Consider the following 18920-nt stretch of genomic DNA (forward strand, 5'->3'; position numbering starts at 1 on the left):
GGTGGCTGGCGGCGCGGCGCGGGGGTCGCGGGCGCGGCACTGGGCGTCCTGGCCGCGGGAGCCGCGGTCGGCGTGGCGGTCGAACGGCTGACGGTCGGGCGCGGCATGCGCCGCAAGGCCCGGCTGGCCCTGGACGCGGCGGGCCCGTACGGGACGCTGCGGGGGACGCCGGGCACGTTGCTCGCGGAGGACGGCACCCGGCTGTACTACGAGGTGGACGAGCCGGGAGGGCCGGGAGGGTCGGACGGGGAGGCGCAGGCACCCGCCTCACGGCGGCTCTTCGGCATCCGGCGCGCGCCCGCCGCCCCGCCCCTCACGGTCGTCTTCAGCCACGGCTACTGCCTCAGCCAGGACTCCTGGCACTTCCAGCGCGCCGCCCTGCGCGCCGCCGGCGTCCGCGCGGTCTTCTGGGACCAGCGCAGCCACGGCCGCTCTGAGCGCAGCCGTACGGAAGCGGTCTCCATCGACCTCTTCGGCCGCGACCTCAGGGCCGTCATCGACGCCGCCGCCCCCGAGGGGCCGCTGGTGCTCGTGGGGCACTCGATGGGCGGCATGACGACGATGGCGCTGGCCGCCCAGCACCCCGGCCTGATCGCCGAGCGCGTCGTCGGCACGGCCTTCCTCGGCACGTCCTCGGGCGGGCTCGCGGAGAACACGTACGGGCTGCCGGCCGCCGGGATGAGCCTGGTGCGGCGGCTCGTCCTGCCGGGCGCCTTCAAGCTGATGACGGCCCGGCCCGAGCTGGTCGAGAAGGGCCGCCGGGCCACCGCCGACCTGTTCGCGGGCGTGCTCCGCTGGTACTCCTTCGGGTCGAAGGACGTGGACCCGGCGGTCGTGCGGTTCTCGGAGCGGCTGATCGAGGCCACGCCGGTCGACGTCGTCGCCGCGTTCTACCCGGTCTTCGCCGAGCACGAGAAGCGCGAGGCGCTGTGCGCCTTCGAGGACCTGCCGGTGGTCGTCGTGGCCGGCGACAAGGACCTGCTCACGCCGAGCCGGCACAGCGAGGCCATCGCCGAGGCCCTGCCCGACGCGCGGCTCGTCCTCCTGGAGGACACCGGCCACCTGGTGATGCTGGAGCGGCCCGAGGTCGTCATCGCCCAGCTGGGCGACCTGCTCGCCGCGGCGGCGGAGGGCGGGGCGCTGGACCGCGGGCAGCGCGCGGCGGCGGGGGCGCGCGGCCGCGCCTGAAACGCGCCGGTGCGCGTACGGGCATACGCGCCGGTTCGCATACGGGCTTACGCGCCGGGGCGGCCCGGCCCCGTACCATCGGCGGATATGAGCGCCCAGCCTGAGACGACCGCCGCCGCCCCGGAGACCCCGATGCCTGCCGAGACGCCTGCCGAGACCGGCGCAGAGCTCACGGTCGGCACCGCCGACGCCATGCGGGACCTGGGCCGCCGGCTGGCCGGCCTGCTGCGCCCCGGCGACCTGGTGCTGCTCACGGGCGAGCTCGGCGCGGGCAAGACGACGCTGACCCGCGGCCTGGGCGAGGGCCTCGGCGTCCGCGGCGCGGTCACCTCCCCGACGTTCGTCATCGCCCGCGTCCACCCGCACCTCTCCGGCGGCCCGGCCCTCGTCCACGTCGACGCGTACCGGCTCTCCGGCGGCCTGGACGAGATGGAGGACCTGGACCTCGACGTCTCCCTCCCCGAGTCCGTGATCGTCGTGGAGTGGGGCGACGGCAAGGTCGAGGAGCTCTCCGACGACCGGCTGCACGTCGTCATCCACCGGGCGGTCGGCGCGAGCGCCGCGGACGCGGCGGACGTGGCCCACGCGGCGGAGGACACGGACGACGTCCGGACCGTGCGGGTGACGGGTGTGGGTGCGCGCTGGGCGGGCGTGGACCTGTCGCCGCTCGGCTGAGGGCGCGCGCTGCCGCACGCCGCTGTACGTTCCGACAAGCCGTCGGCAAGATGTTGCATCGGCGGCTGCGGGCGTGGTCACATGGTAGGCAGAGACACGGTTAGGTCTACCTAACCTTGCCCAGCTGCCCCCCAGGAGGCACCATGCCGGCACCAGAGCAGCCGCAGCCGCCGACCGAGCTCCGCTCGGAGGAACGGCCTCCGTCGATCCCGGTCCCCACGTCGATGCGAGATCTGCTGGCCTCCTGCGCGGCGGCGGACGCGGTGTCGAAACCGCCACGGTCACCGGAGACGCAGGGAGACGGCGAGCAGGACGCCGCCTGAATCTCAGCCTGCCCGGTTGAATCTCAGCCCGTCCGGCGATTGAGGACGACGCGCGTCAGCGCGGACAAGGGGGTCCGGGGCGCAGCCCCGGAACGGGCCGCGCAGGGGAAACCCCTAAGCGACCACAACAACCTTCGTGCCGTTGACGGCGAAGTCCCACATCGCCCGCCCGTCCGCAGGACTCTCCCGCACGGCACCCGTCTTCTTGGTCGACGCGGGATCCGGCAGCGACCCGTCCACCGCCGCGCTGAAGCCGAAGACGATGCCCGCGGCGTTCTGGTGGAAGCGCACCACGTGCTCGATGGCCTTGCCGTCGGAGCCCGTGCCCGTGGCGTCCCGGGAGGTCACCTTGTAGGGGCCGGGCTGCGGGTTCACCGTGCTGGGCGCGACCTCGAAGCTGTGGGTGGCCTTGCCGTCCGCGCCGACCAGCCAGACCCGCTTCTGCCCGAGCGCGTAGACGACCCGCTGGCCCGTGCCGGAGCCCGCGGGAACGGCGGGGACGGCCTTCTCCTGTCCCTGGCCGCCGTCCTTGCCGGAGCCGTCGCCGGAGCCGCCGTCGCCGGGCGCGCCGTCCTTGCCCTTGTCCTTGGCCTCGCCGGAGGCGCTCGCGTGCGAGGCCTGCGGCTTGTCGGGCGCGGCCTCGGCCTGGAAGGCGAGGAAACCGACCCCCGCGAGGGCCGCCGCGGTGAGCGCGGCCACGATGACCCCCGAGCTGCTGCGTGCCACGGCTGCGAACCCTTCTCTTCCTGCGTACGTTCCCGCGTACGTATCTTGCGCACGTATCTCTTCGTGCGTACATACGCATACGGCGTTGCGGTGACCGTAGCACCCGCGGCCACCCGCTCCGCGCCGCCGAAGCGGCGCTCGCGCCACGCCGCCCGGGCCGCCCGCGCAGCGCGCCGCCGGAGCCGCCCGCACGGGCACGCCGCACCGCCGCCCCCCGGCGAGCCGCGTGCCGCGCGCCGTAGGCTGTCAGTGTGCTGCTGCTCGCTCTTGATACCGCCACGCCCGCCGTCACCGTAGCCCTCCACGACGGCGACAAAGTCGTCGCCGAAGCGCGTCAGATCGACGCGCGCAGGCACGGTGAGCTGCTGCTTCCCTCCGTAGACCGGGTGCTCCGCGAAGCGGGCCACAAGCTGGACGCCGTCACGGACATCGTGGTGGGCGTCGGCCCCGGCCCGTACACCGGCCTGCGGGTCGGCATCGTCACCGCCGCCACCTTCGGCGCCGCGCTCGGCGTGCCCGTCCGCGGCCTGTGCTCGCTCGACGGCATCGCGTACGCGGCGGGCCAGGCGGGTCTGGAGGGCGAGTTCGTCGTGGCGACGGACGCCCGCCGCAAGGAGGTCTACTGGGCGCGGTACGCGGACGCCCGTACCCGCGTCACCGAGCCGTCGGTGGACCGCCCGGCGGACCTCACCGAGAAGCTGGCCGGCCTGACGGTGGTCGGCGCGGGCGCCGTGCTCTACCCCGACGCCTTCACGGACGTACGGGCCGACATGCCCGAGCACCAGTCGGCCGGAGCCCTCGCCTCCCTCGCCGCGGAGCGGCTGCGCACGGGCGGCGAGTTCCTGCCGGACCAGCCGCTCTACCTGCGCCGCCCCGACGCCCAGGTGCCCGCCAACTACAAGGTGGTCACCCCCAAGTGACCACGAACGTGCGTGTCCGCGAGATGCGCTGGTGGGACATCGGGCCGGTGCTGGAGCTGGAGCGCGCGCTGTTCCCGGACGACGCCTGGTCCAAGGGGCTGTTCTGGTCGGAGCTGGCGCACGCGCGCGGCCCGGGCGCGAACCGCCGCTACGTGGTCGCCGAAGAGGCTTCCAGTGAAGAAGCTTCCGGTGACGAGGGCGGCCGCGTCGTCGGCTACGCCGGCCTGGCCGCCATCGACGGCACCGGCGACGTCCAGACCATCGCCGTCGCCCAGGAGCACTGGAGCACCGGCCTCGGCTCCCGGCTCCTGCGCGAGCTCCTGACCGCCGCGACCGACTTCGAATGCCGCGAGGTGCTCCTCGAAGTGCGGGTCGACAACACCCGGGCCCAGCGCCTGTACGAACGCTTCGGCTTCGAAGGGGTCGGCGTGCGCCGCGGCTACTACCAGCCCGGCAACGTCGACGCCCTCGTGATGCGCCTCTCCGATCCCCTCTCCGCAGTGCAAGGAATGACCCATGGCTCGCAAGGCTGACGAACCCCTCGTCCTCGGCATCGAGACCTCGTGCGACGAGACCGGCGTCGGCATCGTCCGCGGGCACACGCTGCTCGCCGACGCGGTCGCCTCCAGCGTCGACGAGCACGCGCGCTTCGGCGGCGTCGTCCCCGAGGTGGCCAGCCGCGCCCACCTGGAGGCGATGGTCCCGACGATCCAGCGCGCGCTGGACGAGGCCGGCGTCTCCGCGAAGGACCTCGACGGCATCGCGGTCACGGCGGGCCCGGGGCTCGCGGGCGCGCTGCTCGTCGGCGTCTCGGCGGCGAAGGCGTACGCGTACGCGCTGGGCAAGCCGCTCTACGGAGTGAACCACCTGGCCTCCCACATCTGCGTCGACCAGCTGGAGCACGGCCCGCTGCCGGAGCCGACGATGGCCCTGCTGGTCAGCGGCGGCCACTCCTCCCTGCTGCTCGCCCCCGACATCACCTCCGACGTCCGCCCGCTCGGCTCGACCATCGACGACGCGGCCGGCGAGGCCTTCGACAAGGTCGCCCGCGTCCTGAACCTCGGCTTCCCCGGCGGCCCGGTCATCGACCGCTACGCCCGCGAGGGCAACCCGGACGCCATCCGCTTCCCGCGCGGCCTCACCGGCTCCCGCGACCCGATCTACGACTTCTCGTTCTCCGGTCTGAAGACGGCCGTGGCCCGCTGGATAGAGGCCAAGCGGGCGGCGGGCGAGGACGTGCCGGTCGCGGACGTCGCCGCGTCGTTCCAGGAGGCCGTCGTGGACGTCCTCACGCGCAAGGCCGTCCGCGCGTGCAAGGACGAGGGCGTCGACCACCTGATGATCGGCGGCGGCGTCGCGGCGAACACGCGCCTGCGGGCGATGGCCCAGCGCCGCTGCGAGGACGCGGGCATCACGCTGCGCGTGCCGCGGCCGAAGCTGTGCACGGACAACGGCGCGATGGTGGCGGCGCTGGGAGCGGAGATGGTGGCGCGGGGGCGTGCGGCGTCGTCGTGGGAGCTGTCGGCGGACAGCTCGCTGCCGGTGACGGAGACGCATGTGCCGGCGGAGGAGCACGCTCATTCGCATGAGGGCCATGGCCATGCCCACGATCACGACCACGTCCACGAGCTGAGCAAGAAGAACCTGTACGAGTCGTGAAGCTGCCGCCGCCCCCTGCGTGTGGGGCCTGACGGCCCCTCCGGCGGCGGTCGGCGCCTAGGGGGCTGCCGCTGTCTGACTTACCCTGGAGCTCCGGACGGCGTGGCGGGGAGGAGCCGGACATGGATTGGCTCTGGTGGGTGCTGATCTTCTTCGGCGTGGGCGGCTTCACCAAGGTCGCCGACACCGCCCGTACGGCTTTCCGTACCCGCCACGAGCGCAAGCTGGAGCTCTTGGAGACGGAGCGCGCCGAGCGCGCGGCCCTGGAGGCCGCCGCCAAGCCGCCCCAGCCCATATGCGGCTGCACACACCACCTGGCCAAGCACGACAAGCAGGGCAAGTGCCACGAGTCGGTGGAGACCCCGGTCGCCTGGGACGCGGAGAAGAAGCCGACGGCGTACGAGCTGAGGCAGTGCAACTGCCAGCAGTACGTGGGCCCGCAGCCGCTGACGACGTTCTACGCGGAGGACCTGACGGACCTGGCGTGAGGACGCGACGGCTGTTCAGAGGTGCTGGAACGGCGGAGTGACCTGGACAACCGCGAGCATCCTGAGACGGGGAGCCGGCAGTACCTGCACCCAGCCGTCGGGAGATAGCTGCATACGGCGTACCCCGCCGGGGCGGCCGCGCGGCCCGCCCTCCCCGAGTTCGGTCACGTCGATCCCCATATTGCACAGTGAGACCAGGTCATCCGCGATCTTCTCGACCTGGGCGACAACCGCCCCGGGTAAGCCCCCGACGACATTCTCGCGGTCCGGGTCGTACTCCCAGACCCATCGCTCGTGTTGCGTATCGTTCACCGGGCGGCCGACCCATGGGAGATCCCGGCATCGTCGGACGCCTGATCGAGGATGCGGCCGATCTCGGCAGCGGCGGCCCGCGCTTCATCAAGGGATTCGGTCGATTCGGCAATGTCTTCGAGTTCGCGAAGCCTGGCGGCGCGATCAGGGAACCGTTCGATGGCCACGTGCACGGCCCACAGGCTGACCAGCTGGCGCATCGGTCCGGCGTTACCGGTACGGCGGGCCTCCTGCAGCGCCGCGGAGCGATCGGCGTCGAACTTTGCCAAGGCCTTCGGCATGATCTGGGCGATGGCGGCCCGGAGATCTTCCGGATTGTTGGCAGGCTGAGGGATGAGCGGCCCGTCAGGCCTTTCGGATGCAGCGGTGCTCATGAGGCAGCACTCTCCTGGGTCGCGTCGGCCGCACCGCTGACGGTCCCCGGTGGCACCGGCGCTGCGGTGTGCTGAGTGGAGCACCTCAAGCTTAGAGGGGGCGGCGGGAAAACTGCTGCTGATCACCGGAGCTCGGCCTCCGGGGTGCCGGTACCTGTGGCGCGGCTCGGCTCCGCGACGGCGGTGCTCACACGAGCCTCCGCGCGCGGTTCGCCTCGATGACGCGGAGACGCAGGTAGACGCGGAGGGTCGTCACCTCGGTCGCCTCGACCGGGCAGTCCCATGCGGCGCCCCCGCCGGGCGGGCGCAGGCGCAGCAAGTCGTCTGCGGACGTGATGACTTGACCGACCTCATCGGTCCGCGTGTCGATGACGTACGCCCCGAGAGGCGGAATTTCCTTGTTCACGCTACCTAGGGTTATGGCCCGTCGTTGGCCTCGGGAGAAACCTTCGTGGTACGAGGCGCGTGGGTACCGTTGATCTTCACTGGAGAGTGGGGCGCGGTGGCGAGTATGGGCTCTCAACCGCCGATGACCTGGCGACTTTGCGGAAACCAGGAGTTGGCGCGAGAGGCCAACTATGAGTTCGAGACCGTGAGATCGATGGAACAGGGGCGGCGGCCCACGGAGCGGTTTCTATCGAAGAGCGGGTAGCGGTGCGGATGGCCGCCAAAGCAAACCAGGCAAGCCGTCTGTGGCCTTGAGGCTCGCAAGTGCCGGCTCATGCACTTGCTGGAAGTTGGTAAGCAGCGCGTTGGACATCGGCGCTCGCGGGGCCACGCGGCGAGCTGACCGCGCTTCGGGATCCGGGATCCGAGTCCCGAGCGCTCTTTCTGTGGAATGGGTGGGGAAATAACCCACCCGCCCTCCCTCCGCGCGCATCGCGCGAGGGAGGGGCTAACTACCCCGCATACCACACGAGTTCACTTTCGGCGACCGGGTTGCGACGAATGGTCACGGACCTCTAGCGTTCGCAGCAACAAATCAGCCCCGGCAGGTGCGCCAACACCAGACCGGGGCCTGACCACCAAGATCGACAGGACCTCGATCCCATGGCTGAGGCCAACTCTAGCGCCGACGTGCGCGCCGTATCCGCCCACCCTCAGGCCAAGCCCGGCTACGGCAAGCGATCCGCCCCGGACCAGCACCGCCGCACCGCAAAAGACTTCACGCACCTCCCGCCCCGCGAGGCGTCGATCGCCGCATTCATCGACCGCCTGCCCGAGGGCGCCGCCATGGATGCGAAAACCCTTGCGGCTCACCTCCCCTCGTACGGCCAGGCGGCATGCCTCACCGCGCTCCGGCGCCTGTCGGCCGCAGGCCACCTCCGCAGGGTGAGGGAGCGGATCAAGGATGACGGCGGCAGCACGCACTGGGTGACGCGTACGTACTTCTCCCGCACCGCGCGGGACGACGCCTGGTGGGCGGATCTCCACGCGGGCAACGTGCCCAAGCCGCCCGTTCAACCGCAGTCGCCGCCGCAACCGGCAGCAAAGCCGCCCCGCTCGCAGGCGTACGAGGCGCTCGCGCTGGCCGGCCGCATGGACCCGCGCATGACGCTGTCCGCCAAGGACTGCGCCGCGCTGGAGCCCCTCGCAGAGGAGTGGCTGGCCAGGGGCTCGACCCCGGCGGGCCTCGCGCGCGAACTCACCGCCGGCCTGCCGCCGGAGGTCCACCATGGGGCGGCTCTGGCGCGCCGTCGCCTGCAGGACAAGCTCCCGCCGGAGCGGCCGACGCAGCCGCCGCCGGGGCGGACCCTCCGCATCCTGGAGTGCACGGTCTGCCGCCTTCCGGGCCGCCCGGAGGCCCTTCCGGGCGGCCTCTGCCGTGACTGCCGCGGCGAACCGAAGTCGCCCACCACGTACGCCATCCCGCCGCAGGAGATCCACCGCCGGGCCGCCACCATCCGAGCGTCCATCCGAACCCCCGAAAGGAGCACAACGTGAGCGTTCAGGAATTGCCCCGCCTCATAGAGGCACCATGGAGGGGAGGAGGCGACGCCATGACCCCCACGCCCGCGCACCGGTCGCAGATGCTCGTCGAGGACTTCGAGCAGCTCGCCCGTTCGGCGCCGGAAACCGTGACGCTGGAATTCATCAACGGGAAGCTAGAGGTCAAGCCGGTGCCGGACGGTGACCACGGAGAGATCATCATGTGGCTCCTGGAGCAGTGCATGAAGCAGCGCCCCGACCTCCGGCTGTACCCGGAGCAGGGACTGAAGGTCGAAACGTACCGGCGGGGTCGAGCTCGCCCTGATGGCGTGCTCACTCCTCGCGGACACTTCGCGGGGCGCGGTGAGTGGTCCGAACCCGACGGGGCTCTCATGACGGTCGAAGTGACGTCGCATGACGTGGACACGGATCTCCGCGACCGGAGGGAGAAGCGCGACGGATACGCCGCCGCCGGCATTCCCGTCTATCTCCTCATCGACCGCGATGAGTGCATGGTCACCGTCTACAGCGACCCGAGGAACGGCAAGTATCTGAACCGGGCTTCCCACCCGTACGGCGACACCGTCAAGCTGCCCGACCCGGTCGGCGTCACCCTGGACACCGAGACGCTGAAGGACTACGCCCACTGAACTGAGCCCGGCGCCCCCGCATCACCGGGGCGCCGGGCCGCGCCGTCACTCCACCCCGAACCTGTTGTCCTGCTGGTTGCCGTCACCCCCGTCACCCACCTGGAACGCCGTAGGCCCGCGGAAGACGTTCCCCGACACCTGGGCCTCCGAAGACGCCGGCGCCGCGTACTCCTTCACCAGAGCCCGGAGTTCCTCCGCCACCAGCTCCTGCTCTTCCTCCGGAAGCCCTTCCAGCAGCGATTCGAAGCGGCTCTGCCAGGCGCCCTCCTGGCGGTCCCGTACCCGCGCGGCATCGCTGGAACCGCGAACGGAACCGGGGCCGGAATCCGCAGCCGCCAGCACACCCGCCGTGCGGTCGAGCCGCTCCAACTCCACGCGTTCGCGCGCCTCGTCGCCGCGGCCGAACCACCGCGCGACCCGCTCCCGCAGCCCGGTCCACGCGTCTGTACCTGCGGCTTGTACGACCGCGCTGCCGCCCGCGGCGGCCACCGCCACCAGTGCCTCGCTCAGCATTTTGCTCGCCCCCGTAGCCACGTAGCCAACGTGTCCCGTGCCCGGACGCGACGCACGCTAGCGCCGAACCGGCCGCCATAACGCCGGATTGGCAGGAAATACGACTGGTCGCCGACCGATGCCCGACTGGTCGCCGACCTCAGCCGGATTCGCGTGCGAGTTCGAGCGCGAGGGTCTGCAGGATCTCCTCCGTCGGCGCCTCGGGCCCCGTCTCGTCGTACGCGTCCGCGACCGCCTCGAAGGCCAGCATCAGGCCGCTGATCAGCGCGCTCATGGGGTCGGAGAGCTGGTTGAGCACCGCGAGTCCGACCTCGCGCGCCTCCGCGCCGACCGGCACCATGAACTCGTCGGGGATGACCTCGCCGAGCAGGCTGGAGACGTAGTCCGTCCCGACACCGCCGCGCAGGGCGGTGAGCGCCGCGATGGCCTTGAGCTTGATCTCGTTCTCGGTCATGGGGCGAGCGTAGGAGCAACGGCGGCCGGGGCGGCGGCCGCCGCTCGGTCGGCGCCTCGCTGTCGCCCGTGCGGCGCCGCTGGTTAAGTCCGGGCGGGATGCCCCAGCAGCATGCTGGGGGAACCGTCGACGCGCGTAAGTACGATCACACAAGAGTTCACCCCTTCGAGCTTCAGCTTCTTGCGGAGCTCCTCCGGCTCGATCGCCGAGCCGCGCTTCTTCACGGTCACGACCCCCACCTTCCGCTCCCGCAGCAGCGCCTTCAGCTTCTTCAGGTTGAACGGGAGCACGTCCGTGATCTCGTACGCGGACGCGTAGTCCGTGGCCCGCAGCTCGTCGCTCGTCACGTACGCGATCGTCTCGTCGATCAGGCCGCCGTCGCCGAGCTGAGCCGCCACGTCAGCCACCAAGTGCGCGCGGATGACCGCGCCGTCCGGCTCGTACAGATACCGCCCCACCGGTCGTACCGCCGGGTCCGGCAGCCCCGCGCCCACCAACGAGTGCGCGCCCGGGAGCAGCGTCGCGCGGCGCGCGCCCGGCGCCGTGCCGAACCACAGCACGGCCTCCTTCACATCGCCCCCGTCGGAGATCCACTCGGCCTCCGCGTCGTCCGGGACGGCCTCGTGCGGCACCCCGGGGGCGATCTTGAGCGCCGCGTGCGGAGCCTTCCGCGCCGCTTCGATCGCCCAGGACAGGGGCGGGGAGTACGCCTCCGGGTCGAAGATGCGGCCGCGGCCGCCCCGCCGGGCCGGGTCGACGAAGACCGCGTCGTAGCCCGAGGTGTCCACGTCCGCGACATCGGCGCAGCGCACCTCGATGAGCTCCGCGAGCCCCAGCGCCTCGGCGTTCGCGCGCGCGACCTCGCAGGTCAGCGGGTCGCGGTCGACGGCGAGGACGCGGATGCCCAGCCGGGCCAGCGCGATCGCGTCACCGCCGATGCCGCAGCACAGGTCCGCGACCGAGCGGATGCCGAGCGCGGCGAAGCGGGCCGCGCGGTACTCCGCCACGGAGCGGCGCGTCGACTGCTCCACGCCGTTCGGCGTGAAGAACATGCGGTACGCGTCCTCCGCCCCGAACTTCGCCACCGCCCGCTGTCTCAGCCGGGCCATGCCGAGCGCCGCCGAGACGAGCTCCGCGGGGTGGTCGCGGCGCAGCCGGGTCGCCGTGGCCAGCTCCTTGGCGGGGTCGTGGTCGCGCAGGTCGGCGAGCAGGCCCCGGCCCTCTTCCGTGAGGAGGGCGGTGAAGGAGGTGACGGCCGCGGATGCGTTCGGTTCGTTCTGTGCTGGCACCCGGTCATTCTCGCCCAGCCCTCTGACAGGCAGGCGCTACGGGCGCGGGCGGGCCGCCCCTGCTGCCCGGCTCGAACGCATGCACAACAATCGGAGGTGTGAGCTCCCGTATATCCGGGCCGATACCCGCCCGCCGCGCCGCCGCCGTCACCACGCTCCTGCTGGCCGTCCTCCTCAGCGGCTGCTCCGGTTCGTCCGGCGGCAGCGGCGGGAAGCAGGCGTCCGGCGCTCCCTCTCCCCGCACGGAATCGACGGCCCCGGCCTCGCCCTCGGCCGCCCCCGACGCCGCCGCCTACCGCCGCTGGGGCCTCGACAAGCCCCTCGCCGCGCCCCCGGCCCCGCCCTCCGCCAAGCTGACCGACGGGCTGAAGCCGGGAGCCGCCCCCAAGGTGATCCGGCGCGTGCCCACCAACGACAAGGTCGTCTTCCTGACCTTCGACGACGGTGCGGAGAAGGACCCGGAGTTCGTGAAGATGACCAAGGACCTCAAGCTGCCCTTCACGATGTTCCTCACGGACGACATCGCCCGCGCGGGCAGCGGCTACGGCTACTTCGAGCAGCTGCGCGGCGAGGGGAACCGCAACACCATCAACAACCACACCCTCTCCCACCCCAACCTGCGCACCCTCTCCGCCGACGCCCAGCGCCGCGAGATCTGCGGGCAGCAGGACGTGCTGGAGAAGCGGTACGGCGGCAAGCCGCCCCTGTTCCGTCCGCCCTACGGCAACTACAACGACGCCACCCTCGCCGCGGCCGGCGGCTGCGGGGTCAAGGCGCTGCTGCTGTGGGAGGTGACGATGCAGATCAACGACATGCGCTACGCGCAGGGCGACAAGCTGCGCCCCGGCGACATCGTCCTCGCCCACTTCCGCGGGCCCTCGGAGCTCAAGGGCACGACGATGACCAGGATGGTCACCAACATGCTGCGCAGCATCGAGCGGCAGGGGTTCACCGTGGCCCGCCTGGAGGATTACGTATAGAGGGTGAGGGTTACGTACGGCTGGAGGGTTACGTACGGCCGTGCGCGGGTAGCGCCTCGCGGGAAGAACGGGAAGATCCGCGCGCCGTAACGCCGGAGCCCGTGCCGGAGGCCCGTACCCGCACGGGTGAACTGCAAGCTCGCCGCACGGCGAATTGGCACTCCGCTTGACCGAGTGCTAACCGCGTCATAGTCTCGGCTCCGTTGGCACTCTCCACCCGGGAGTGCCAAACACAGCGACGGGCAGAATCCGGCACCCGCGACGACGGATCCTCCTGGTCGCCACCTCAGACAGATAACCCCGTGAATCTCCGAAGGGGGAGGTCGGATCGTGACGACCGCCAGCTCCAAGGTTGCCATCAAGCCGCTCGAGGACCGCATCGTGGTCCAGCCGCTCGACGCCGAGCAGACCACGGCCTCTGGCCTGGTCATCCCGGACACCGCCAAGGAGAAGCCCCAGGAGGGCGTCGTCCTGGCCGTGGGCCCGGGCCGCTTCGAGGACGGCCAGCGTCTTCCGCTCGACGTGAACGTCGGCGACGTCGTGCTCTACAGCAAGTACGGCGGCACCGAGGTGAAGTACAACGGTGACGAGTACCTCGTCCTCTCGGCTCGCGACGTGCTCGCGATCATCGAGAAGTAATTCACCCCGTTTGATGTGATCTGCGCCCTGGTTCCCGTGTGTGTACGCCGGGGTCCGGGGCGCGGTTCGTTTGAGAGGACTTGAAGCAAGCCATGGCGAAGATCCTGAAGTTCGACGAGGACGCCCGTCGCGCCCTCGAGCGCGGTGTCAACAAGCTGGCCGACACGGTCAAGGTGACGATCGGCCCCAAGGGCCGCAACGTCGTCATCGACAAGAAGTTCGGCGCTCCGACCATCACCAACGACGGCGTCACCATCGCCCGCGAGGTCGAGATCGAGGACCCGTACGAGAACCTGGGCGCCCAGCTCGTCAAGGAGGTGGCGACCAAGACCAACGACATCGCGGGTGACGGCACCACCACCGCGACCGTCCTGGCCCAGGCGCTGGTCCGCGAGGGTCTGCGCAACGTCGCCGCCGGCGCCTCCCCGGCCGCCCTGAAGAAGGGCATCGACGCCGCGGTCAAGGCCGTCTCCGACGAGCTGCTCGCGACCGCCCGCCCGATCGACGACAAGGCCGACATCGCCGCCGTCGCCGCCCTGTCCGCCCAGGACAAGCAGGTCGGCGAGCTCATCGCCGAGGCGATGGACAAGGTCGGCAAGGACGGTGTCATCACCGTCGAGGAGTCCAACACCTTCGGCCTGGAGCTGGACTTCACCGAGGGCATGGCCTTCGACAAGGGTTACCTGTCGCCCTACATGGTCACCGACCAGGAGCGCATGGAGGCCGTCCTCGAGGACCCGTACATCCTCATCCACCAGGGCAAGATCTCCTCGATCCAGGACCTGCTGCCCCTGCTGGAGAAGATCATCCAGGGCGGCTCCTCCAAGCCGCTGCTGATCATCGCCGAGGACGTCGAGGGCGAGGCCCTCTCCACCCTCGTCGTCAACAAGATCCGCGGCACGTTCAACGCCGTGGCCGTCAAGGCCCCGGGCTTCGGCGACCGCCGCAAGGCGATGCTGGGCGACATGGCCACCCTCACCGGCGGCACCGTCGTCGCCGAGGAGGTCGGCCTCAAGCTCGACCAGGTCGGCCTGGACGTGCTGGGCTCCGCCCGCCGCGTGACCATCACCAAGGACGACACCACGATCGTGGACGGCGGCGGCGACGCCGGCGACGTCCAGGGCCGCGTCGCCCAGATCAAGGCCGAGATCGAGGCCACGGACTCCGACTGGGACCGCGAGAAGCTCCAGGAGCGCCTCGCCAAGCTCGCCGGCGGCGTCTGCGTCATCCGCGTGGGTGCGGCCACCGAGGTCGAGCTCAAGGAGAAGAAGCACCGTCTGGAGGACGCCATCTCCGCGACCCGCGCCGCGGTCGAGGAGGGCATCGTCTCCGGGGGTGGCTCCGCGCTCGTCCACGCCGTCAAGGTCCTCGAGGGCAACCTCGACAAGACCGGCGACGAGGCCACCGGTGTCGCGGTCGTCCGCCGCGCCGCCGTCGAGCCGCTGCGCTGGATCGCCGAGAACGCCGGCCTCGAGGGCTACGTCATCACCTCCAAGGTCGCCGAGCTCGAGGCGGGCCAGGGCTTCAACGCCGCCACCGGCGAGTACGGCGACCTGGTGAAGGCCGGCGTCATCGACCCGGTCAAGGTCACCCGCTCCGCCCTGGAGAACGCCGCCTCCATCGCCTCCCTGCTGCTCACGACCGAGACCCTGGTCGTCGAGAAGCCGGCCGAGGAGGAGGCCGAGGCCGGTCACGGTCACGGCCACGGTCACTCGCACTGACCCCGCGCCGCCGCAGGGCGGCCGCAGTCCGGAGCCCGGCACCCCTGGTGGGTGCCGGGCTCCGGCCGTTCGTGCGGGCCTGCGGTTCACACCGGCCCCGACTCCAGCTGCCGCTTCAGCCCCAGCATGTCGTAGATCCACCAGCCCTCGGCGATCTTCCCGTCCTGGAAGCGGAAGGTGGTGGTGCCCTCCATGGTCACTTCCTGCCCGGTGGGCTGGTGGCCCATGAAGTCGCCCTGGTGCGTGCCGCGCCAGGTCCAGCGGGTGGCGACCTCGTCGTCCCCGGCGAGCTGCGAGTGGAGGGTGAACGCGAGGTCGAAGGCGTTCCTCCAGCTCTCGACGTCGGAGCGCATGGCCTCCAGGCCGACGACGGTGGGCTCCTCCTTGCCGATGTCGTGGTGGCGGTAGCCGGTGGCGAAGAGCTCGTCCATCAGGCCGAGGTCGCCGTCCCGGGCCACGTCCTCGAAGAAGCGGCGGGCGGTGGTCTTGTTCAGCCCCTCGTCGCTGAGCCCCTCGTCACCGAGCCCTCCGCCGCCGAGCCGGTCGTCGCGGACCACGTCGAGGTCGGTGAAGGACGGCCGCACGTCGCAGAGGGCGACCATCTCGGCGAAGATCCGGTCGGTCTCGGGGAGGTTCGAGTTGCGCATCGCGTCCTCGTGGGACGGGAACTCCACGATCTCCACGTAGTGGCCGTCCTGCGCGCGGTCCTTGCCCACCAGCGCGTGAGTCGCCGTCCGCTTCCCCTCGGTCGCGGCGACCCAGTCGTCCATCAGCCGGCTCATGTCCTCGTACCGGCTCGTCCTGCAGTCGATGATCTGTACGAACGTCATGGCGCCTCCCGGGTGATATGTCCAGGTTAGTCCTGAAGGGATCACCCGGGAGAGCGGAATGCCGTGCCCTACTTCGGCCCGTACTTGCGACCCGTCGTCGACGACGCCCGCGACACCACCCTGCGCGGTGCCAGCTTCATCAGCCCGGTCATGGCCTTGTACCGCGGGTCGGGCACCGAGAGCGTCTTGCCCTGCGACAGGTCCCGCAGCGCGGCCGTCACCACCTTGTCGGCGTCCAGCCACAGCCAGCCGGGCACGTTGTCCGTGCCCATCCCGGCCCGCTGGTGGAACTCCGTCCGGACGAAGCCGGGGCACAGCGCCATCAGCCGGACCCCGCTCCCGGCCAGGTCGCGCGCGGCGCCCTGGGTGAACTGCACGACCCAGGACTTGCTCGCGCCGTACGTGCCGCGCGGCACGAACGCGGCCACCGACGCCACGTTGATCACCGCGCCGCGCTTGCGCTCGCGCATCCCCTCGGCCGCCGCGGACGTCAGCCGCAGCACCGCCTCGCAGTGCACCTTGAGCATCTTGAGCTCGTCGGCGAGGGACACCTCCAGATAGCTGCCCTTGTTGCCGAACCCGGCGTTGTTGACCAGCAGGTGCACCGGGCGCTCGCGGTCGCGCAGCCGCGCCTCGACCGCCTCGATGCCCTCGTCCTGGGAGAGGTCCGCCGCGAGGACCTCCACCTCCACGCCGTGCCGGTCGTGGAGCTCGGTCGCGTGCCGGCCGAGCCGCTCCTCGTCGCGGGCCACGAGAACGAGGTCGTGCCCGTCGCCCGCCAGGCGGCGCGCGAACGCGGCGCCGATCCCGGCCGTCGCCCCTGTGATCAAAACAGTCGTCATACCGGCACGGTAGAGCCCGGCGGCCGCCCGTGCCGATCCCGCACGGCGTTTTGACGGCTTGTCGGGCGCTGATTGACGGTCACCGGGCCGCGGACGGAGCCCTTCGGGCGGTCGGCCGGGCGCCGCCGGCCCCCATCGGCCGGCCGCCCGGGGCGCCGTCAGAGGCTCGCCTGATACGCCAGGACCTTCTTGCGCGTCTCGGGGTGAAGGGCGTCCCCGGCTGCCAGAACGCGGGGGAGCAGGCTCCGCTCGACCGTGTTCGCACGGAAGAGGAAGGACACCGTCACCTCGTGGTCCGGGCGGTGGACGACGGTGACCGCATCCCCCGCGCGGATCTCGCCCGGCTCTATCACCCGAAGGTAGGCGCCCGGGGCTGCCTCCTGGGTGAACCGCTTGAGCCAGCCCGCCTCTCCCAGCCAGGCGGCGAACGTGCGGCACGGGATGCGGGGCGCGCTCACCTCCAGCACCAGATCGGGGCCGACGCGCCAACGCTCACCTATGCGCGCGCCGTTGACGTCGACTCCGCTGGTGGTGAGGTTCTCGCCGAAGGAGCCGTTGGGCAGGGGGCGGCCGAGCTCCCGCTCCCAGCGGTCCAGGTCCTCGCGCGCGAACGCGTACACCGCCTGGTCGTCCCCGCCGTGGTGGCGCAGGCTGACGATCGTGTCCCCCGCGAGGCCGCTGCCGCCTGTGCCCTTGGGGCCCGGGGCGGCGACGGCGACCGGGCCGCGGGCCGGTCGCTTGTCGATGGCGGTGGCCAGGCCGGCCTCGAAGCCGGGCACGCCCGGGATGTCCGCCGTAACGGCGCGGCCCACGTTCACGGAGAGCAAGTGCATGCACTGAGAGTAACCGGCCGTGCTCAAAGATGCCACTGATTATTTCGCGCCCTCCCCAAGGTGGCCTTATGCTCGCCGTATGATCGAGGCTCGTCATCTGAGGGTGCTGCGCGCGGTGGCCCTGACCGGTTCGTTCTCGGCCGCGGCCCGGGAGCTGGGCTGCACCCAGCCCGCCGTCAGCCAGCAGATGAAGGCGCTGGAGCAGTCCACGGGCACGCCGCTGCTGGTGCGCACGGGCCGCGAGATGCGCCTCACCCAGGCCGGTACGGCCCTCGTCCGGCACGCTTCCGGAATCCTGGCCGGGCTGACCGCGGCCGAGGAGGAGATCGCGGCCATCGCCGGGCTGCGGGCGGGCCGCGTGCGGCTCGTGTCCTTCCCCAGCGGCAGCTCGACGCTCGTGCCGGGCGCGCTCGCGCAGATGCGGGCGGCGCACCCGGGTACCGAGATCTCCCTGGTCGAGGCGGAGCCGCCGCGCTCGGTGGAGATGCTGCGCGACGGGGAGTGCGAGATCGCGCTGGCCTTCCGCTACCCGGACGTCCGCGGTGCGGACCCGGCCGCGGGCGCGGAGTGGGAGGACCTCGTCGTCCGCCCGCTGCTGACGGACCGCCTCATCGGCGTCGTCCCGGAGGGCCACCGGCTGGCCGGGGCGGACCGGATCGGCATCACCGACCTGGCCGAGGAGCCGTGGATCGCGGGCTGCCCGCGCTGCCGGCGGCATCTGGTGGAGGTCTGCGAGAGCGCGGGCTTCACGCCGCGGATCGACTTCGCGACCGACGACTACCCGGCGGTGTTCGGCCTGGTCGGCGCGGGGCTGGGCGTCGCGGTGATGCCGGAGCTGGCGCTGGAGTCCGTACGTCCCAAGGGGGCGCGGACGGTTCCCGTGGAGCCCGTCGTGCACCGGGAGATCGTCGCCCTGACGCTGCCGGACCTGGCGCGGGTGCCGGCGGTGGACGCGATGCTGGACAAGCTGGCGGGCACGGCGGGGCGCTGAGCCGCCGCCCGCGTGGCGGCCGGGCGTCAGGGCGCGCCGCCGGGACGGCCGGGCGCGCCGGGGCGCGGGGCGCTGCCTCCGTGAGGCGCTACCTCCGTGGTGCGTGGCCGCGGCCGGGCTTACGAGCCGGCCGCGGCGATGGCTCTGTGTCGCGCGCGGCCCATCAGCTCCTCGCGCTCGTCCTCGGTGAGGCCGCCCCACACGCCGTAGGGCTCCCGTACGGCCAGCGCGTGCGCCGCGCATTCGGCACGGACCGGGCAGCGCATGCACACCTCTTTCGCCGAGGTCTCGCGTGCGCTGCGGGCGGCGCCGCGCTCGCCCTCCGGGTGGAAGAACAGCGAGCTGTCGACCCCGCGGCAGGCTGCCAGGAGCTGCCAGTCCCACAGGTCGGCGTTGGGACCGGGAAGCCGGGAGAAATCTGCCATTGCTATCCCCTCGAAGCGAACGGTCTGCCGGGCGGATGTAAATATGACTGATTGCGAATCTAGTCATAGACACCAGCAAATGGGAAGAAAAACTGCTCCTCATGGGCAAATGGGGCATAGCGCAGTGGTGACGGGGGTGGGGCGGGGTTGTGGCGGGGG

General features: G+C 71.7%; 24 protein-coding genes. 13 read left to right on the plus strand and 11 right to left on the minus strand.

Annotation, left to right across the window (positions count from 1 at the left end):
• From B7P34_RS29395 to B7P34_RS29405, 3 genes are all read left to right on the plus strand, one after another.
• Positions 1–1188 (plus strand): alpha/beta fold hydrolase (locus B7P34_RS29395; RefSeq protein WP_106681231.1); only part of this gene is annotated, 1188 nt, incomplete at its 5' end.
• Positions 1189–1320: 132 nt separating this feature from the next.
• A complete protein-coding gene (gene tsaE, locus B7P34_RS29400; RefSeq protein WP_106681251.1) occupies positions 1321–1863 on the plus strand; it encodes a tRNA (adenosine(37)-N6)-threonylcarbamoyltransferase complex ATPase subunit type 1 TsaE in 543 nt (180 codons plus the stop codon).
• A gap of 143 nt (positions 1864–2006) precedes the next feature.
• Positions 2007–2186 (plus strand): hypothetical protein, encoded by a 180-nt coding sequence (locus tag B7P34_RS29405; RefSeq protein ID WP_106681232.1) that lies wholly within the window; start codon positions 2007–2009, stop codon positions 2184–2186.
• Positions 2187–2300: 114 nt separating this feature from the next.
• On the opposite strand, the gene B7P34_RS29410 is transcribed toward B7P34_RS29405, so the two are convergent.
• Positions 2301–2912 carry a hypothetical protein gene (locus B7P34_RS29410; protein ID WP_106681233.1) on the minus strand — a complete coding sequence of 204 codons (612 nt, stop codon included), beginning with the start codon at positions 2910–2912 and terminating at the stop codon, positions 2301–2303.
• 251 nt (positions 2913–3163) lie between these two features.
• Here B7P34_RS29410 and tsaB point away from each other — a divergent pair, with 251 nt between their 5' ends.
• From tsaB to B7P34_RS29430, 4 genes are all read left to right on the plus strand, one after another.
• Positions 3164–3832, plus strand: coding sequence for a tRNA (adenosine(37)-N6)-threonylcarbamoyltransferase complex dimerization subunit type 1 TsaB (tsaB, locus tag B7P34_RS29415; RefSeq protein WP_106681234.1), 669 nt, complete (start codon positions 3164–3166; stop codon positions 3830–3832).
• Complete coding sequence (gene rimI, locus B7P34_RS29420; protein ID WP_223268355.1) at positions 3829–4365, plus strand: ribosomal protein S18-alanine N-acetyltransferase; 537 nt, start codon at positions 3829–3831, stop codon at positions 4363–4365. Before tsaB ends, rimI begins: the two co-directional genes overlap by 4 nt.
• Positions 4349–5491, plus strand: a complete 1143-nt coding sequence (gene tsaD / locus B7P34_RS29425; RefSeq protein WP_106681235.1) for a tRNA (adenosine(37)-N6)-threonylcarbamoyltransferase complex transferase subunit TsaD — start codon at positions 4349–4351, stop codon at positions 5489–5491. The genes rimI and tsaD overlap by 17 nt, the downstream gene beginning before the upstream one ends.
• 122 nt (positions 5492–5613) lie before the next feature.
• Positions 5614–5979, plus strand: a complete 366-nt coding sequence (locus tag B7P34_RS29430; RefSeq protein ID WP_106681236.1) for a hypothetical protein — start codon at positions 5614–5616, stop codon at positions 5977–5979.
• A 15-nt stretch (positions 5980–5994) separates the two neighbouring features.
• On the opposite strand, the gene B7P34_RS29435 is transcribed toward B7P34_RS29430, so the two are convergent.
• The 3 genes from B7P34_RS29435 to B7P34_RS29445 all read right to left on the minus strand — a co-directional run bounded on the left by B7P34_RS29435 (position 5995) and on the right by B7P34_RS29445 (position 7071).
• Entirely contained in the window at positions 5995–6291 is a 297-nt protein-coding gene (locus B7P34_RS29435) for a hypothetical protein (RefSeq protein WP_106681237.1), read from the minus strand.
• The gene (locus B7P34_RS29440; protein WP_106681238.1) at positions 6288–6665 is read right to left on the minus strand and encodes a DUF6247 family protein; all 378 of its coding nucleotides are present in this window, start codon (positions 6663–6665) and stop codon (positions 6288–6290) included. The genes B7P34_RS29435 and B7P34_RS29440 overlap by 4 nt, the downstream gene beginning before the upstream one ends.
• A 187-nt stretch (positions 6666–6852) precedes the next feature.
• Positions 6853–7071, minus strand: coding sequence for a hypothetical protein (locus B7P34_RS29445; RefSeq protein ID WP_106681239.1), 219 nt, complete (start codon positions 7069–7071; stop codon positions 6853–6855).
• 644 nt (positions 7072–7715) lie between these two features.
• Here B7P34_RS29445 and B7P34_RS29455 point away from each other — a divergent pair.
• Positions 7716–8609 (plus strand): hypothetical protein, encoded by an 894-nt coding sequence (locus B7P34_RS29455; protein WP_106681240.1) that lies wholly within the window; start codon positions 7716–7718, stop codon positions 8607–8609.
• A complete protein-coding gene (locus B7P34_RS29460) occupies positions 8606–9244 on the plus strand; it encodes a Uma2 family endonuclease (RefSeq protein ID WP_353620276.1) in 639 nt (212 codons plus the stop codon). Before B7P34_RS29455 ends, B7P34_RS29460 begins: the two co-directional genes overlap by 4 nt.
• A gap of 45 nt (positions 9245–9289) precedes the next feature.
• On the opposite strand, the gene B7P34_RS29465 is transcribed toward B7P34_RS29460, so the two are convergent.
• The 3 genes from B7P34_RS29465 to B7P34_RS29475 all read right to left on the minus strand — a co-directional run bounded on the left by B7P34_RS29465 (position 9290) and on the right by B7P34_RS29475 (position 11500).
• A complete protein-coding gene (locus B7P34_RS29465) occupies positions 9290–9778 on the minus strand; it encodes a hypothetical protein (RefSeq protein WP_189383154.1) in 489 nt (162 codons plus the stop codon).
• 118 nt (positions 9779–9896) lie between these two features.
• Complete coding sequence (locus B7P34_RS29470; RefSeq protein WP_106681243.1) at positions 9897–10211, minus strand: hypothetical protein; 315 nt, start codon at positions 10209–10211, stop codon at positions 9897–9899.
• Positions 10212–10294: 83 nt separating this feature from the next.
• Positions 10295–11500 carry a THUMP-like domain-containing protein gene (locus B7P34_RS29475; protein WP_223268356.1) on the minus strand — a complete coding sequence of 402 codons (1206 nt, stop codon included), beginning with the start codon at positions 11498–11500 and terminating at the stop codon, positions 10295–10297.
• Positions 11501–11598: 98 nt separating this feature from the next.
• On the opposite strand from B7P34_RS29475, the gene B7P34_RS29480 reads away from it, so the two are divergent.
• The 3 genes from B7P34_RS29480 (at position 11599) to groL (ending at position 14840) form a co-directional block, all read left to right on the plus strand.
• Positions 11599–12480, plus strand: a complete 882-nt coding sequence (locus B7P34_RS29480; protein ID WP_223268357.1) for a polysaccharide deacetylase family protein — start codon at positions 11599–11601, stop codon at positions 12478–12480.
• A 330-nt stretch (positions 12481–12810) separates the two neighbouring features.
• Entirely contained in the window at positions 12811–13119 is a 309-nt protein-coding gene (groES, locus tag B7P34_RS29485; protein ID WP_106681245.1) for a co-chaperone GroES, read from the plus strand.
• Between the two features lie 92 nt (positions 13120–13211).
• Positions 13212–14840 carry a chaperonin GroEL gene (gene groL / locus B7P34_RS29490; RefSeq protein ID WP_106681246.1) on the plus strand — a complete coding sequence of 543 codons (1629 nt, stop codon included), beginning with the start codon at positions 13212–13214 and terminating at the stop codon, positions 14838–14840.
• A gap of 86 nt (positions 14841–14926) precedes the next feature.
• Here the strand turns inward: groL and B7P34_RS29495 are convergent, their stop codons facing one another.
• The 3 genes from B7P34_RS29495 to B7P34_RS29505 form a co-directional block, all read right to left on the minus strand.
• Positions 14927–15670 carry an ester cyclase gene (locus B7P34_RS29495; RefSeq protein WP_106681247.1) on the minus strand — a complete coding sequence of 248 codons (744 nt, stop codon included), beginning with the start codon at positions 15668–15670 and terminating at the stop codon, positions 14927–14929.
• A 68-nt stretch (positions 15671–15738) separates the two neighbouring features.
• Positions 15739–16512 (minus strand): SDR family NAD(P)-dependent oxidoreductase, encoded by a 774-nt coding sequence (locus B7P34_RS29500; RefSeq protein ID WP_106681248.1) that lies wholly within the window; start codon positions 16510–16512, stop codon positions 15739–15741.
• 158 nt (positions 16513–16670) lie between these two features.
• Positions 16671–17345 carry an MOSC domain-containing protein gene (locus B7P34_RS29505; RefSeq protein WP_106681249.1) on the minus strand — a complete coding sequence of 225 codons (675 nt, stop codon included), beginning with the start codon at positions 17343–17345 and terminating at the stop codon, positions 16671–16673.
• A gap of 79 nt (positions 17346–17424) precedes the next feature.
• Here B7P34_RS29505 and B7P34_RS29510 point away from each other — a divergent pair, with 79 nt between their 5' ends.
• Positions 17425–18336 carry a LysR family transcriptional regulator gene (locus B7P34_RS29510; RefSeq protein ID WP_106681250.1) on the plus strand — a complete coding sequence of 304 codons (912 nt, stop codon included), beginning with the start codon at positions 17425–17427 and terminating at the stop codon, positions 18334–18336.
• A gap of 119 nt (positions 18337–18455) precedes the next feature.
• Here B7P34_RS29510 and B7P34_RS29515 read toward each other — a convergent pair whose 3' ends face one another.
• Positions 18456–18761, minus strand: coding sequence for a WhiB family transcriptional regulator (locus tag B7P34_RS29515; RefSeq protein ID WP_030368345.1), 306 nt, complete (start codon positions 18759–18761; stop codon positions 18456–18458).
• Positions 18762–18920: the final 159 nt, after the last annotated feature.

The organism is Streptosporangium nondiastaticum (assembly GCF_003011965.1).
Lineage (GTDB): Bacteria > Actinomycetota > Actinomycetes > Streptomycetales > Streptomycetaceae > Streptomyces > Streptomyces nondiastaticus.